Below are 15,491 nucleotides of genomic sequence, written 5' to 3' on the forward strand. Positions count from 1 at the left end.
TGGATAACAACATGGATTACAGCCCAGGAATTTATCTCTTATTAATGGGATTTTTGACATGATTCGCATTATACAAAGAGCACTAATCTATTGGATTTTATATATCAGCGTTGCCTCAGCGCATGAATTAGTGATTGCTACAACGCTTTCTTCGGAAGCGACAGAGCACATTATCAGTCAATGGCAAAAGCAACCACAGGCAACCAAAATCCGTACGCTCAACCGAACCAGTGCATCTATTGAGCGCCTGCTGGAAAATCCATTGGGTGAAAATATTGATCTGGTACTGAGTTCATCCCCTATGTTGCTACAGCGGTTACAAAGTAAAAATCTGCTCCAGCCATTTAATAATCAAATAGAAACAAGTAGAAAGTTAGTACCGGAATCCATTCGTTCAACCACCGTTGCTGTTGCCATATCGGGCTACGGCATTCTTATCAATGTGGCGCATCTGGAAGACAAAAAAGAGCCGGTGCCAACGTCATGGCAGGAATTAAGTAAGTCGCGTTATCAAGGAACGCTATTAATGAGCAGTCCTTCTCGTTCAGATACTACTCATCTGATGATTGAAGATCTTCTGCAGCAACAAGGATGGAGTAGCGGTTGGAGTACACTACTGAAAATAGGCGGTAATCTCGCCACCATTTCATCACGTAGCTTCGGCGTAGCAAATAAGATCAGTACAGGACTGGGGGACGCTGGTCCGGTAATCGACAATTACGCTAACGTACTGCTTAATAATTCAACTTTACGTTTCAGCTATTTCCCCAACTCGCGCGCAGCGCCTATGTTTATTGCCATTACAGAAGGCAGTAATCATCCACAAGAGGCGGGACGTTTTATTGATTTCTTGTTGAGTCCGGAAGGTCAGCAAGCACTGAGCGATTCTGATTCAGGGAAGTATCCGGTATATCCTCTGCCCTCCGGCACTCCACTCGCTGACCAACAAATGCGGTTATTTGCATCTCCTTCGCTTGATTACCCGTTGATCATGCAACGCCAAAAGCTCGTGCAATTGTTATTTGATTATGCGATTACTTTTCGCCTTACCGAGCTTCAGAAAAGCTGGAAAGCATTATATGCCGCAGAACATCGGCTTAAGCGGACATTGCCAGAGATGCGCGCACTATTAACCGCGGTTCCCGTTACTCCGCAACAGTCTGTTAATCCTACATATCTACAGCAATTCGAACTGCAATCAGGTTTTCGTGAAGCCCAGATTATGGCATGGCAGCAGTTTTTCCTGCAGCAGCAGCAATTAGTGAATACGCAACTTGAGTCATTAAAGTGAAACAACTACATACTATCGGGACGAGCTTGCGTCTCGCCTTTGTTTTTAGTGCCGTTCTTACGCTATTCGTTAGTGTAGTTAGCCTTTATTCCTGGCATGAACAAAATTCCCAGGTTCGCTACGCACTTGACGATTATTTCCCACGAATTCAGGCTTCATTTCTTTTTGAAGAAAACCTTACGGCATTGGTAAATGAATTCAATGAACTACAACAGACAACCAACACCGATAGCCGCCTTCAGGTAAGAGAGCAAATTGAACAACGGCTACAAAAAATTCAGTCAATTAATCCCCATCTTGATTCAGTACATCAAAGTGCGCTTAACCAACAGGTCGCCAGTAGTCACAAATTGCTGAGTAATCTCGATAAAGCATTAAATGAACATAATAAGGAAAACGGAAAACTCGACGTTATCTCTTCAAGAGTTAACTGGTTGCATGACGATTTCAATAATGAACTCAACTCCCTGACTCAGGATTTAAGTTGGCAACAATCATCATTGCTCAATCAACTCAGCCAACGGAAAGATCTTCACGAAAACCAGGGGTTGCAAAATGCACTGCAATCTATTCAAAACGAGTTGCAGCTCGTTTTCGAACTCTCACATATAGAAACTGAAATCGTCAGTACCTTAAAGGAGATGCTTAACACGCATAACAATGATACCGAGTCGTTAAGACAACATATTCAATACCTGGATTTTTTGAAGCATAGCATTGACGAAAATGTGCGGTCGTTAGCTTCTTATTCCAGCACTATTACATTACACCAGACAGTTTATTCCCTGTGGGAACTGGGTACACAGAAAAATTATCTACCCGAAACTCTGGCCGCCTGGCAGCAGGCTCAACAGACCCTTATGAATACCATCAGGGATAAAGAGCGTGTATTTACGCAAATACGTGGCCAATTAGAAACGCAACTGGGTAATAGCCATCAACAGCTACAAACTTTCAATCTGCGATTAGAAAAAATAATGCAAATTAGTGGACTACTGATTTTTGCCGCTATGGTGACGGCCTTACTGTTCGTTATTCTGGTGAATTACTTCTACATTCGGCCAAGAATGATCCGCCGTTTTCGCTTACTGAATGATGCCGTCGTCAAATTAAGTAACGGTGAACTCGATGCAGATATTCCAGTCTCCGGCAATGATGAGCTTGGTAGAATTGCCAACCTGCTCCGCCAGACGATAGCGCAAATTAATCAGCAGCAACGTCAACTGGGGCAGGAAATCTGTGATCGAATCGCGACAGAAAAAAATCTGCGAACAGCACAAAGTGAATTGATCCAAACCGCCAAACTGGCCGTAGTCGGGCAGACAATGACAACACTGGCACATGAAATCAATCAACCGCTTAATGCATTATCTATGTACTTGTTCAGCGCCAATCGCGCAATAGAGCAACAAGACGCTGGTTTGGCGAAAAACTATATCGTTACGATGCGATCGCTGGTTGAGCGCATGGATAATATCGTTAAACGACTGCGAAACTTCGCCCGCCGCCGCGATGGTGAACTCGTAGGTGGAGCAATTAATTTACAGCAGGTAATTTATTCATCCTGGGAGCTTCTGGCATTGAAACATCGGCCACTGAAAGCATCTCTTCACTACCCGGATAATTTTCCTGCCGTTTATGGCGACGATGTTTTGATTCAACAAGTTTTAGTTAATTTATTTACGAATGCCCTGGAAGCCAGTCAGGAAAAACCGCCCACAATAACCATTAACTTTGAAGAAGAAGACACCACGTTAACGCTCTATATTGCTGATAATGGAAAAGGCTGGCCAGTGCTTCTGGCTGATCGACTATTAACACCGTTTACGACTGACAAAGCTGTAGGTTTAGGTATTGGTCTTTCGATTAGTCATTCTATTATGCGTCAGTGCCAGGGAGAGCTATATATCGCGTCTACCCTCGACCGCCATGCGTTGGTTATTCTATGTTTCAGGAAACTTTAAGCATGACAGATACAACTCCAACAATACTGCTCATTGATGACGACAATGATGTTCTGCAAGCCTACAGTTCTCTCTTACAGCAAGAGGGTTATGCCGTATGTACCTGTAGCAATCCTTCAGAAGCGCTGCAATTGCTGCAAGATACCTGGGAAGGAATCGTGGTATGCGACGTTTGCATGCCGGATATTTCAGGCATTATGCTGCTGGAAAAAATAATGCTGATTGATCCTAATCTTCCCATTCTGATGATCACCGGCCACGGCGATGTCCCAATGGCCGTTGAAGCGGTAAAAAAAGGAGCGTGGGATTTCCTGCAAAAACCGATTAATCCGGAACAATTTTTATCGCTTATCGAAAAAGCGCTGGCAGAGCGTGAAGATTATCTGGAACAAAAAAAATGGCGACGAGCGCAATTTAATCGGCACTTAATTGGTAACAGTGGCTGGGTTCGTCAGACGCGTCAGCAGCTTGAAACTCTGGCAGAAACCGATCTTCCCGTCTGTTTTTACGGCGAACCTGGAACCGGCAGAACATTAGCCGCCCATTATCTTCACCAATTTAGTTCTCGCAAGGAAAGGCCTTTAATTGAACGCACACTCAGCGCTAATAGTCAGCAACCGCTGGAAGAATGGGTGGAAGAAGCCAAAGGTGGCACGCTGTTATTAAAAGAACTTGAATATTTAACGCAAGAAAATCAGCGTCTCTTGATTCAACTCCAGGAACGCCCACAGGATCGGTCGTTTCGTCTGATTGTTGTTAATCAAAGCCCTCTGGCTGCACTTGCCGCCACACAAAAAATTATTCCCGCATTGTATTTTCTTTTTTCACTTACCCACATCGAATGCCCACCGCTAAGTCAACGCCCGGGGGATATTGAGCCTATTTTTCACCATTATCTGACTCTCACCTGTAAACGATTAAATCGCCAACAACCGCTGCTGGGGAAAACGTTTTATAAGCGACTGATGGCGCGAACCTGGCCCGGTAATATCATTGAATTAATAAATGCAGCAGAATTGGTGGCTGTGGGTGTTTTAATGCTGGACGATTCAGTCAGTTTGCAGATGATGGATGCTGATCCAACACCACTTGATGAACGTGTAGAAAGCTATGAAAGACAAATAATTATTGATGCACTCAACTTCTTCCAGGGACGTATCAACGACGTTGCCGATTACTTTCAGATCCCCAGAAAAAAGCTGTATTTGCGCATGAAAAAATACGGTATTGATAAAATGGATTTTCGCGATGTAAAGGAAAGATAACAATCCAATACGTTATCCTGCTAATGAAAGTTTTCAGGCACAAAAAAAGCGCCGTTCGGCGCTTTTTTCGGAAATCCGGTCTTATTTGCTGCCCGGGATGTTGAAACGCTTGTTGAAGCGGTCAACACGGCCACCGGTAGCAACATCACGCTGTTTGCCAGTGAAGAACGGGTGGCACTTGCTGCACACGTCGAGGTTCAGATCATGACCAACGGTGGAGCGGATTTTCATTACGTTACCGCAAGAGCAGCTAGCAGTAATTTCTTCGTATTTCGGGTGAATATCTTTTTTCATGGGAAAACCTCGGTTTAAGGCCGCGTCGCTCTTCCAGCCCTAACGCCAGACACCACGCGATGTTTAAAGTATAGTTTCAATACGATCATTTCGTATCAAAGGCGCCGAATCATACAGAAATTAACCAGCGTATGCAAACTGATCCGCACTCCTCTACCGCAATGTGTATACTGTTCCACCGAATTTCAAGTCAGGATGATGCTATGCCCGTTGCCCACGTTGCCTTGCCCGTTCCGCTTCCCCGCACCTTTGACTATCTCCTGCCAGAAGGCATGACTGTTAAAGCCGGGTGTCGCGTGCGCGTGCCGTTTGGCAAACAGCAGGAGCGCATCGGGATTGTCGTGTCAGTTACCGACGTCAGCGAGTTGCCGCTCAACGAACTGAAAACCGTAGTAGAAGTGCTGGACAGTGAACCCGTTTTTTCCAGTTCCGTTTGGCGCTTACTGCTTTGGGCGGCGGATTACTATCATCATCCAATTGGCGATGTATTGTTTCATGCCTTGCCGATTTTATTGCGCCAGGGGCGGCCTGCGGCGAACGCGCCCATGTGGTACTGGTTTGCTACCGAACAAGGCCAGGCGGTGGATATCAATAGCCTGAAACGTTCGCCTAAGCAACAACAGGCGCTGGCGGCGTTGCGGCAAGGGAAAATCTGGCGTGACCAGGTAGCGGAACTTGAATTCAACGATGCCGCACTACAGGCGCTGCGCAAAAAAGGTCTTTGCGAGCTGGCAAGCGAAACGCCGGAATTTAGCGACTGGCGAACGAACTATGCTGTTACTGGCGAACGTCTACGGCTGAATACCGAACAAGCCACCGCCGTTGGCGCAATTCATAGCGCGGCGGATACTTTTTCTGCCTGGCTGCTGGCGGGCGTTACCGGTTCCGGTAAAACAGAGGTTTATTTGAGCGTGCTGGAAAACGTGCTCGCTCAGGGCAAGCAGGCGCTGGTGATGGTGCCGGAAATCGGCCTGACACCCCAGACGATCGCCCGTTTTCGTGAACGGTTTAATGCGCCAGTGGAAGTTCTGCATTCCGGCCTGAATGACAGTGAGCGCCTTTCGGCCTGGCTGAAAGCGAAAAATGGCGAGGCGGCGATTGTGATTGGCACCCGTTCCGCACTGTTTACACCGTTTAAAAATCTCGGTGTGATTGTTATCGATGAAGAGCACGATAGTTCCTACAAGCAGCAGGAAGGCTGGCGCTATCATGCCCGCGACCTGGCGGTATATCGCGCGCACAGCGAGAAAATCCCGATAATTCTCGGTTCGGCAACACCCGCGCTGGAAACGTTATGCAACGTGCAGCAGAAAAAATACCGCCTGCTGCGTCTGACACGTCGGGCGGGTAATGCGCGTCCGGCAATTCAACATGTACTGGATTTAAAAGGTCAGAAGGTGCAGGCGGGGCTGGCTCCGGCGTTAATCACCCGTATGCGCCAGCATTTGCAGGCCGATAACCAGGTCATTCTCTTTCTTAACCGCCGTGGTTTTGCGCCTGCACTGCTGTGCCACGACTGCGGCTGGATTGCCGAATGTCCACGTTGCGATCACTACTACACGTTGCATCAGGCGCAGCAGCATTTGCGCTGCCATCATTGCGACAGTCAGCGTCCAGTACCGCGCCAGTGTCCGTCCTGCGGCTCTACCCATCTGGTGCCGGTGGGTCTGGGAACAGAACAACTTGAACAGACGTTAGCGCCGCTTTTCCCTGGTGTAGCCATTTCACGTATCGACCGCGATACCACCAGCCGTAAAGGCGCGCTGGAGCAGCAACTGGCAGAAGTGCATCGCGGCGGCGCGCGAATTTTGATTGGCACGCAAATGCTGGCGAAAGGTCACCATTTCCCGGATGTAACGCTGGTTGCATTACTGGACGTGGACGGCGCGCTGTTTTCTGCCGATTTTCGCTCGGCGGAGCGTTTTGCCCAGCTATACACCCAGGTGGCAGGCCGTGCCGGACGCGCAGGTAAACAAGGCGAAGTGGTGCTGCAAACGCACCATCCGGAACATCCTCTCTTACAAACCTTGCTGTATAAAGGTTATGACGCTTTTGCGGAACAAGCGTTGGCCGAGCGGCGAATGATGCAACTGCCGCCGTGGACCAGCCATGTGATTGTGCGCGCGGAGGATCATAACAATCAGCACGCGCCGCTGTTCCTGCAACAGTTGCGTAATCTGCTTCTCTCCAGCCCACTGGCGGATGACAAATTGTGGGTTCTCGGCCCGGTTCCGGCGCTGGCGCCTAAACGCGGCGGTCGCTGGCGCTGGCAAATCTTGTTGCAGCACCCTTCCCGCGTGCGTTTACAACACATCATCAATGGCACACTGGCGCTTATCAATACCATACCGGATTCACGCAAAGTGAAATGGGTGCTGGATGTTGATCCCATTGAGGGGTAAACCACTCACGATGCGAGGCGGATCGAAAAATTAAATATTCATCACACTTTTCATGAAAATTCTGTAACCGTTTTCACGCACTATCTGCTAAAAATGTTGCCGATATGAAGTAAACATGGATGTAGTACGCCTGACGTGCCAGGCGAGGAGTGAGTGTGAAAGCGAAGAAGCAGGAAACTGCCGCAACAATGAAAGACGTTGCCCTGAAGGCAAAAGTCTCTACAGCGACCGTCTCCCGAGCATTAATGAATCCAGATAAAGTCTCCCTGGCCACCCGTAATCGGGTTGAAAAAGCAGCCCGGGAAGTGGGTTATTTTCCGCAGCCAATGGGGCGTAACGCTAAGCGTAATGAATCCCGAACGATTCTGGTGATTGTCCCGGATATCTGCGACCCCTTCTTTAGCGAAATTATTCGCGGTATCGAAGTCACGGCGGCAAGTCATGGATATCTGGTACTGATTGGCGACTGCGCACACCAAAATCAGCAGGAAAAGACCTTTATCGACTTGATCATCACCAAACAAATTGATGGCATGTTGCTGCTGGGTTCAAGGCTGCCGTTTGATGCAAGCATAGAGGAACAACGTAATCTGCCGCCGATGGTGATGGCGAACGAATTCGCACCAGAGCTGGAACTGCCTACGGTTCATATCGACAACCTGACCGCTGCCTTTGATGCCGTAAATTATCTGTATGAACAAGGGCATAAACTGATTGGCTGTATTGCCGGCCCCGAAGAGATGCCATTGTGTCACTACCGTCTACAAGGCTACGTGCAGGCACTGCGTCGCTGCGGCATTATGGTTGATCCGCAATATATCGCCCGGGGCGACTTCACCTTCGAAGCCGGAAGTAAAGCCATGCAACAGCTGCTCGACCTTCCGCAACCGCCAACTGCCGTCTTCTGTCATAGCGATGTCATGGCGCTCGGCGCACTTTCTCAGGCGAAACGCCAGGGGCTGAAAGTCCCTGACGACCTTTCCATAATCGGTTTTGACAACATCGACCTGACACAATTTTGCGATCCGCCGCTGACAACCATTGCACAGCCGCGCTACGAAATTGGTCGGGAAGCTATGCTGTTACTGCTTGATCAAATGCAGGGGCAAACGGTCGGAAGCGGCTCACGTTTAATGGACTGCGAGCTTATTATCCGAGGATCGACGCGCACGTTATCTTAAAGTAAACCTTTAAGGCTTCCGTGACTGGTCAAAGGCCCGCCGCTTAAGTAACATGGCGGGCTGACGAACGAATAAATACAGCGAAACGATAGTGGCACAACGAGATTATGTACGCCGCAGCCAACCGGCACCTTCGCGGCGAAAAAAGAGCACCTCACGGAAAAAGCAACGAAATATGCCTGCGGTTTCTCCCGCAATGGTCGCTATTGCTGCAGCCGTTCTTGTGACCTTTATCGGGGGTCTGTACTTCATTACGCACCACAAGAAAGAAGAGTCTGAGACGCTGCAAAGCCAGAAAGTGACCGGAAACGGACTACCTCCGAAACCGGAAGAACGTTGGCGCTACATTAAAGAGCTGGAAAGTCGCCAGCCGGGCGTACGTGCGCCAACAGAACCGTCTGCTGGCGGCGAAGTGAAAACGCCGGATCAGCTGACTCCGGAGCAGCGCCAGCTTCTTGAACAAATGCAGGCTGATATGCGTCAGCAACCAACGCAGCTTGCCGAAGTCCCGTGGAATGAGCAGACACCGGCACAGCGCCAGCAAACGCTGCAACGCCAGCGTCAGGCGCAGCAGTTAGCGGAACAGCAACGCCTGGCTCAGCAGTCGCGTACGACCGAGCAAAGCTGGCAGCAACAGACGCGTACGTCGCAAGCCGCGCCGGTACAAGCGCAACCGCGCCAGTCTAAACCGGCTTCTACCCAGCAACCGTACCAGGATCTGCTGCAAACGCCTGCGCATACAACCTCGCAGCCGAAGCCACAGCAGGCCGCACCAGTAGCACGCGCGGCTGAAGCGCCGAAACCAACAGCGGAGAAGAAAGATGAACGTCGCTGGATGGTTCAGTGCGGTTCATTTAAAGGTGCTGAACAGGCTGAGACTGTACGTGCGCAGTTGGCTTTCGAAGGCTTTGACTCGAAAATTACCACCAACAATGGCTGGAATCGTGTGGTCATCGGGCCGGTGAAAGGCAAAGAGAACGCTGACAACACCCTCAATCGTTTGAAGATGGCAGGCCATACAAACTGCATTCGGCTCGCCACCGGGGGTTGAAACCCTCAAAATCTCCCCCATCTATACTTGCATTATGCCCCGCACAATTGTGCGGGGCTTGAATTCTGTATTCCTAACCAAGGGGTCTGCTCGTGACAACTATAGTAAGCGTACGCCGTAATGGCCACGTAGTAATCGCCGGTGATGGTCAGGCCACACTGGGTAACACCGTAATGAAAGGCAACGTTAAAAAAGTTCGCCGCCTGTATAACGATAAAGTAATCGCAGGCTTTGCCGGCGGCACGGCGGATGCCTTCACGCTGTTCGAACTGTTTGAACGTAAACTGGAAATGCATCAGGGCCATCTGGTTAAAGCGGCAGTTGAGCTGGCAAAAGACTGGCGTACCGATCGCATGTTGCGCAAACTTGAAGCACTGCTGGCGGTCGCGGACGAAACTGCATCGCTGATCATCACCGGCAACGGTGACGTGGTACAGCCAGAAAACGATCTTATTGCTATCGGCTCCGGCGGCCCTTACGCCCAGGCTGCGGCACGCGCTCTGTTAGAAAACACAGAACTTAGCGCCCGTGAAATTGCTGAAAAGGCGTTGGATATTGCAGGCGATATTTGCATCTATACCAACCATTTCCATACCATCGAAGAATTAAGCTACAAAGCGTAAGGATCTCCCATGTCTGAAATGACCCCACGCGAAATCGTCAGCGAACTTGATAAGCACATCATCGGCCAGGATAACGCTAAGCGTTCCGTGGCGATTGCACTGCGTAACCGCTGGCGCCGCATGCAGCTCAACGAAGAGTTGCGCCATGAAGTGACCCCGAAAAACATTCTGATGATCGGCCCGACCGGCGTCGGTAAAACTGAAATCGCCCGTCGTCTGGCTAAGCTGGCGAACGCGCCGTTCATCAAAGTTGAAGCAACCAAATTCACCGAAGTCGGTTATGTAGGTAAAGAAGTCGATTCTATTATTCGCGACCTGACCGATGCCGCAGTGAAAATGGTACGTGTACAAGCTATCGAGAAAAACCGTTATCGCGCTGAAGAACTGGCAGAAGAACGTATTCTCGACGTGCTGATCCCACCGGCTAAAAACAATTGGGGACAGACCGAACAGCAGCAGGAACCTTCCGCTGCCCGTCAGGCATTCCGCAAAAAACTGCGTGAAGGCCAGCTCGATGACAAAGAAATCGAGATCGATCTTGCCGCAGCACCGATGGGCGTTGAAATTATGGCGCCTCCGGGAATGGAAGAGATGACCAGTCAGTTGCAGTCTATGTTCCAGAACCTGGGCGGTCAGAAGCAAAAAGCGCGTAAGCTGAAAATCAAAGACGCCATGAAGCTGCTGATTGAAGAAGAAGCGGCGAAACTGGTAAATCCGGAAGAATTGAAGCAAGACGCTATCGACGCCGTAGAACAGCACGGGATCGTGTTCATCGACGAAATCGACAAAATCTGTAAGCGCGGCGAATCCTCCGGCCCGGATGTTTCTCGTGAAGGCGTTCAGCGTGACCTGCTGCCGCTGGTAGAAGGTTGTACTGTTTCCACCAAACACGGGATGGTCAAAACAGACCACATTCTGTTCATCGCTTCTGGCGCATTCCAGGTTGCAAAACCGTCTGACCTGATCCCAGAACTGCAAGGTCGTCTGCCGATCCGCGTTGAGCTGCAGGCCCTGACCACCAGCGACTTTGAGCGTATTCTGACCGAGCCGAATGCCTCTATCACCGTGCAGTACAAAGCACTGATGGCGACCGAAGGCGTGAATATTGAGTTCACCGACTCCGGTATCAAACGCATTGCAGAAGCGGCATGGCAGGTAAACGAATCTACCGAAAACATCGGTGCGCGTCGTTTACATACCGTTCTGGAGCGTTTGATGGAAGAGATTTCCTACGACGCCAGCGATTTAAGCGGTCAAACCATCACTATTGACGCAGATTATGTGAGCAAACATCTGGATGCGTTGGTGGCAGATGAAGATCTGAGCCGTTTTATCCTATAATCGCGTTCAATCATTTTCATCATTGTTTGATGGGGCTGAAAGGCCCCATTTTTATTGGCGCGTATTATGACTGAACAACAAATTAGCCGAACTCAGGCGTGGCTGGAAAGTTTACGACCTAAAACCCTCCCCCTCGCCTTTGCTGCAATTATCGTCGGGACGGCGCTGGCATGGTGGCAAGGTCACTTCGATCCGCTGGTCGCTCTGCTGGCACTCATTACCGCCGGGCTATTACAGATCCTCTCTAACCTCGCCAATGACTACGGTGATGCCGTCAAAGGTAGCGACAAACCTGACCGCATTGGACCTCTGCGCGGCATGCAAAAAGGGGTCATTACCCAGCAAGAGATGAAACGGGCGCTCATTATTACCGTCGTGCTCATTTGCCTCTCTGGACTGGCGCTGGTCGCAGTGGCGTGTCATAACCTGGCTGATTTTGTCGGCTTCCTGATTCTTGGTGGGTTATCAATTATCGCCGCTATCACCTATACCGTGGGCAATCGTCCTTATGGTTATATCGGCCTGGGTGATATTTCCGTACTGGTGTTCTTTGGCTGGTTGAGTGTGATGGGCAGCTGGTATTTGCAGGCGCATACGCTGATTCCGGCGCTGATCCTTCCGGCGACAGCCTGTGGTTTGCTGGCAACGGCGGTGCTTAACATTAACAATCTGCGCGATATCAATAGCGACCGCGAGAATGGCAAAAACACACTGGTAGTGCGCTTAGGTGAAGTGAACGCCCGTCGTTACCATGCTTGCCTGCTGATGGGCTCGCTGGTGTGTCTGGCGCTGTTTAATCTCTTTTCACTGCATAGCCTGTGGGGTTGGCTGTTCCTGCTGGCAGCACCGTTGCTGGTGAAGCAAGCCCGTTATGTGATGCATGAAATGGACCCGGTGGCGATGCGTCCGATGCTGGAACGCACCGTCAAAGGAGCATTACTAACTAACCTGCTGTTTGTTTTGGGAATATTCTTAAGCCAGTGGGCTACATAACTGACAAATATCAATTAACAATTGATGATTTTGCCAACAACCCACATAGCGCGATATACTGAAAATTCTCGCAGCAACTGAATGTTAAGCCTATGAAATACGATACTTCCGAGCTTTGTGACATCTATCAAGAAGATGTCAACGTCGTGGAACCGCTGTTCTCCAACTTTGGTGGACGGGCGTCGTTTGGCGGACAAATCATCACGGTAAAATGTTTCGAGGACAACGGGTTGCTGTACGATCTGCTCGAACAGAATGGCCGTGGTCGTGTCCTTGTCGTCGATGGCGGTGGTTCTGTTCGTCGCGCACTGGTCGATGCTGAACTGGCGCGTCTGGCAGTACAAAATGAATGGGAAGGCCTGGTCATTTACGGCGCGGTGCGTCAGGTAGATGATCTGGAAGAACTGGACATCGGCATCCAGGCGATGGCCGCAATTCCGGTCGGTGCCGCTGGCGAAGGCATTGGCGAAAGCGATGTCCGCGTCAATTTTGGCGGCGTCACCTTCTTCTCCGGCGACCATCTCTATGCCGACAATACCGGGATTATTCTTTCTGAAGATCCGCTGGATATTGAATAAGTATCTGCCATGCGTTAAAAGGGGAATTAAATTCCCCTTTTTTATACATGGACGTATTCATGCAGAATATTATTCTTTTAATTATATATTTATTTCTTATAGCCGTTAACCATTTCCGCTACAAATTCCTTTTATCTGGCAACACCGGTGAAATGATTTTATATTTTGCTAACGTGTTTTTTAACCCACTTGCCCTATCATTTATTACCGCAACAATCATCTGTATAACGATAAAAAAAAGAAGCAGCCGCAGCTTTATTCGCGGCACTTGTTGGTTAATGGGATTATTTCTTATCTATAGCAGCTATACGGTGTGGGAACGGCACAGCACATGGGATTATACTTTCCCGGGGCCAGGTATCACCGTCACGGTTCCGAGCAAACAGTGGGTTGCCAATATAGTAAAACAAGGGCCAACCCTGGTGACTCGGGATGCCCATGCTATTTTAGCTATTGTTGCCTTCTCACAAAATGAACTCGGTGTACATTCAATCGAGGAACTTACCGAGACTCAAAACGGAACTGCAGAAATGCATGTTTGTGATGTTCAGGGATTTACCTGCGCTTATCAGGAAGGAGTGCAAACAATGAGTGATGGCAAAGTAAGACATGCTATTTTCATGACTCTACTGGATAACACTAATTTGATACAACTGGTCGCAGCCATCGACCCAGATTATTTGGACGAATATCAAGAAGAAGTAATGAAAATGATGCTTTCTGCCCGTCAATGATCTGATTAATATATTATTGATACGAGATGCATTATCTTATTAATACTATGGATATTAGTTGTTTTTCTTAGTCACCTTCAGCACAGCAATCTGTGGTACGGGGTCCCTGGCATGGCTGGAAAATATATCAGTTCAGTCTTTCTGTGGTCACTATTACGTCCCGTGCTTGTGTCAGGTCTTTTATGCGCATTCGCTCAAAAAACACAGAAGTAAAAAAATAAGGCGCCTTGCGGCGCCTCTGCGTGGAAGAGATTAAACCTCTTCCATACGACCCAGCAGGGCCTGCAGACGTTCCTGCCAGCCGTTCTGCTGTTCTTTCAGATGGTTGTTCTCACGCTCCAGCTCTTCGCGCTGATGCTGGGCATTTTGAACTTCCTGCGACAGTGAGTTGTTTTTTTCTTTCAGCTCTTCGATTTCCATCTGCAACAGAGTGATGGTATCAATCGCCTGCTGTACTTTTGCTTCCAGTTTCTCAAACACTTCTAATGACATTGTCATACCTCTCCTGAATTGCAAGGCGTTGATGGATAAAAATCCTCGTCCCGATTACCGGTGACGCCTTAATAAATACGAGCGCATTTTAGTTAGCTCCGATTGTATGAAGCCGCGCCATCGCTGTCCAGCGGCACGCCTTGTAGATTACGGTTTGCCACACTTTTCATCCTTCTCCTGGTGACATAATCCACACCAATAGAAAATGTTAATAAAATTGTTACATTAATGTTCTAACAAACATACATCATGTATAGACAGATGAAAAAAATAGCGCGATAACGCTCATTTTATGACGAAGCACACACATTTTAAGTTCGATATTTCTCGTTTTCGCTCGTTAACGATAAGTTTACAGCATGCCTACAAGCATCGTGGAGGTCCGTGACTTTCACGCATACAACAAACATTAACTCTTCAGGATCCGATTATGAGTCAAACATCAACCTTGAAAGGCCAGTGCATTGCTGAATTCCTCGGTACCGGGTTGTTGATTTTTTTCGGTGTCGGTTGCGTTGCTGCACTTAAAGTCGCTGGCGCGTCTTTTGGTCAGTGGGAAATCAGTGTTATTTGGGGACTGGGGGTGGCGATGGCCATCTATCTAACCGCAGGGGTTTCCGGCGCACATCTTAATCCAGCTGTCACCATTGCGCTGTGGCTGTTTGCCTGTTTCGACAAGCGCAAGGTTATTCCTTATATCGTTTCACAAGTCGCCGGAGCTTTCTGCGCTGCGGCATTAGTTTACGGGCTTTACTACAATTTATTCTTCGACTTCGAGCAGACCCATCATATTGTTCGCGGAAGCGTTGAAAGTGTTGATCTGGCGGGTACTTTCTCTACTTATCCTAACCCTCATATCAATTTTGTGCAGGCCTTCGCAGTTGAGATGGTGATTACCGCTATTCTGATGGGGCTGATCCTGGCGTTAACGGACGATGGTAACGGCGTACCGCGCGGCCCTTTGGCTCCCTTGCTGATTGGTCTACTGATTGCGGTCATTGGCGCATCTATGGGGCCATTAACGGGCTTTGCCATGAACCCAGCACGTGATATCGGTCCGAAAGCCTTTGCCTGGCTGGCGGGCTGGGGCAATGTCGCCTTTACCGGCGGCAGAGACATTCCTTACTTCCTGGTGCCGCTTTTTGGCCCTATCGTTGGCGCGATTGTTGGTGCATTCGCCTACCGCAAACTGATTGGTCGCCATTTGCCTTGCGATATCTGTGTTGTGGAAGAAAAGGAGATCACAACTCCTTCAGAACAAAAAGCTTCGCTGTAATGTGAC

Annotated in this window: 14 protein-coding genes; 12 read left to right on the plus strand and 2 right to left on the minus strand. The window is 49.1% G+C overall.

Annotated elements, in window-relative coordinates; translation table 11 throughout:
* Positions 1 to 58: 58 nt before the first annotated feature.
* From FEK43_RS20455 to FEK43_RS20465, 3 genes are read left to right on the plus strand one after another with little or no spacing between them, the layout of a single operon-like run.
* The gene (locus tag FEK43_RS20455) at positions 59 to 1,291 is read left to right on the plus strand and encodes an ABC transporter substrate-binding protein (RefSeq protein WP_135408545.1); all 1,233 of its coding nucleotides are present in this window, start codon (positions 59 to 61) and stop codon (positions 1,289 to 1,291) included.
* The gene (locus FEK43_RS20460; RefSeq protein ID WP_135408543.1) at positions 1,288 to 3,255 is read left to right on the plus strand and encodes an ATP-binding protein; all 1,968 of its coding nucleotides are present in this window, start codon (positions 1,288 to 1,290) and stop codon (positions 3,253 to 3,255) included. The genes FEK43_RS20455 and FEK43_RS20460 overlap by 4 nt, the downstream gene beginning before the upstream one ends.
* Before the next feature lie 2 nt (positions 3,256 to 3,257).
* The gene (locus tag FEK43_RS20465) at positions 3,258 to 4,520 is read left to right on the plus strand and encodes a sigma-54 dependent transcriptional regulator (RefSeq protein ID WP_130215272.1); all 1,263 of its coding nucleotides are present in this window, start codon (positions 3,258 to 3,260) and stop codon (positions 4,518 to 4,520) included.
* An 81-nt stretch (positions 4,521 to 4,601) separates the two neighbouring features.
* Here FEK43_RS20465 and rpmE read toward each other — a convergent pair whose 3' ends face one another.
* On the minus strand, positions 4,602 to 4,814 hold the full coding sequence (gene rpmE / locus FEK43_RS20470) for a 50S ribosomal protein L31 (protein WP_000710769.1): 213 nt from the start codon (positions 4,812 to 4,814) through the stop codon (positions 4,602 to 4,604).
* 203 nt (positions 4,815 to 5,017) lie between these two features.
* On the opposite strand from rpmE, the gene priA reads away from it, so the two are divergent.
* The 8 genes from priA to FEK43_RS20510 all read left to right on the plus strand — a co-directional run bounded on the left by priA (position 5,018) and on the right by FEK43_RS20510 (position 13,717).
* Positions 5,018 to 7,216 carry a primosomal protein N' gene (gene priA / locus FEK43_RS20475; protein WP_131161568.1) on the plus strand — a complete coding sequence of 733 codons (2,199 nt, stop codon included), beginning with the start codon at positions 5,018 to 5,020 and terminating at the stop codon, positions 7,214 to 7,216.
* A 155-nt stretch (positions 7,217 to 7,371) separates the two neighbouring features.
* Positions 7,372 to 8,397: a DNA-binding transcriptional regulator CytR gene (gene cytR / locus FEK43_RS20480; RefSeq protein WP_130206604.1), complete on the plus strand. Its 1,026-nt coding sequence runs from the start codon at positions 7,372 to 7,374 to the stop codon at positions 8,395 to 8,397.
* 91 nt (positions 8,398 to 8,488) lie between these two features.
* Entirely contained in the window at positions 8,489 to 9,448 is a 960-nt protein-coding gene (ftsN, locus tag FEK43_RS20485) for a cell division protein FtsN (RefSeq protein WP_131161567.1), read from the plus strand.
* 92 nt (positions 9,449 to 9,540) lie between these two features.
* A complete protein-coding gene (hslV, locus tag FEK43_RS20490) occupies positions 9,541 to 10,071 on the plus strand; it encodes an ATP-dependent protease subunit HslV (RefSeq protein ID WP_000208242.1) in 531 nt (176 codons plus the stop codon).
* Between the two features lie 9 nt (positions 10,072 to 10,080).
* Positions 10,081 to 11,412 (plus strand): HslU--HslV peptidase ATPase subunit, encoded by a 1,332-nt coding sequence (gene hslU, locus FEK43_RS20495; RefSeq protein WP_001293348.1) that lies wholly within the window; start codon positions 10,081 to 10,083, stop codon positions 11,410 to 11,412.
* Between the two features lie 66 nt (positions 11,413 to 11,478).
* On the plus strand, positions 11,479 to 12,405 hold the full coding sequence (menA, locus tag FEK43_RS20500) for a 1,4-dihydroxy-2-naphthoate polyprenyltransferase (protein ID WP_130206608.1): 927 nt from the start codon (positions 11,479 to 11,481) through the stop codon (positions 12,403 to 12,405).
* 92 nt (positions 12,406 to 12,497) lie between these two features.
* Positions 12,498 to 12,983: a ribonuclease E activity regulator RraA gene (rraA, locus tag FEK43_RS20505; RefSeq protein ID WP_000872908.1), complete on the plus strand. Its 486-nt coding sequence runs from the start codon at positions 12,498 to 12,500 to the stop codon at positions 12,981 to 12,983.
* Positions 12,984 to 13,042: 59 nt separating this feature from the next.
* Complete coding sequence (locus tag FEK43_RS20510) at positions 13,043 to 13,717, plus strand: hypothetical protein (RefSeq protein WP_138158695.1); 675 nt, start codon at positions 13,043 to 13,045, stop codon at positions 13,715 to 13,717.
* 252 nt (positions 13,718 to 13,969) lie between these two features.
* On the opposite strand, the gene zapB is transcribed toward FEK43_RS20510, so the two are convergent.
* Entirely contained in the window at positions 13,970 to 14,215 is a 246-nt protein-coding gene (gene zapB / locus FEK43_RS20515; protein WP_001296623.1) for a septal ring assembly protein ZapB, read from the minus strand.
* A gap of 424 nt (positions 14,216 to 14,639) precedes the next feature.
* On the opposite strand from zapB, the gene glpF reads away from it, so the two are divergent.
* Entirely contained in the window at positions 14,640 to 15,485 is an 846-nt protein-coding gene (gene glpF, locus FEK43_RS20520) for a glycerol uptake facilitator protein GlpF (RefSeq protein WP_130206614.1), read from the plus strand.
* Positions 15,486 to 15,491 lie beyond the last annotated feature (6 nt).

The organism is Escherichia sp. E2562, assembly GCF_005781075.1.
Classification (GTDB): Bacteria; Pseudomonadota; Gammaproteobacteria; order Enterobacterales; family Enterobacteriaceae; genus Escherichia.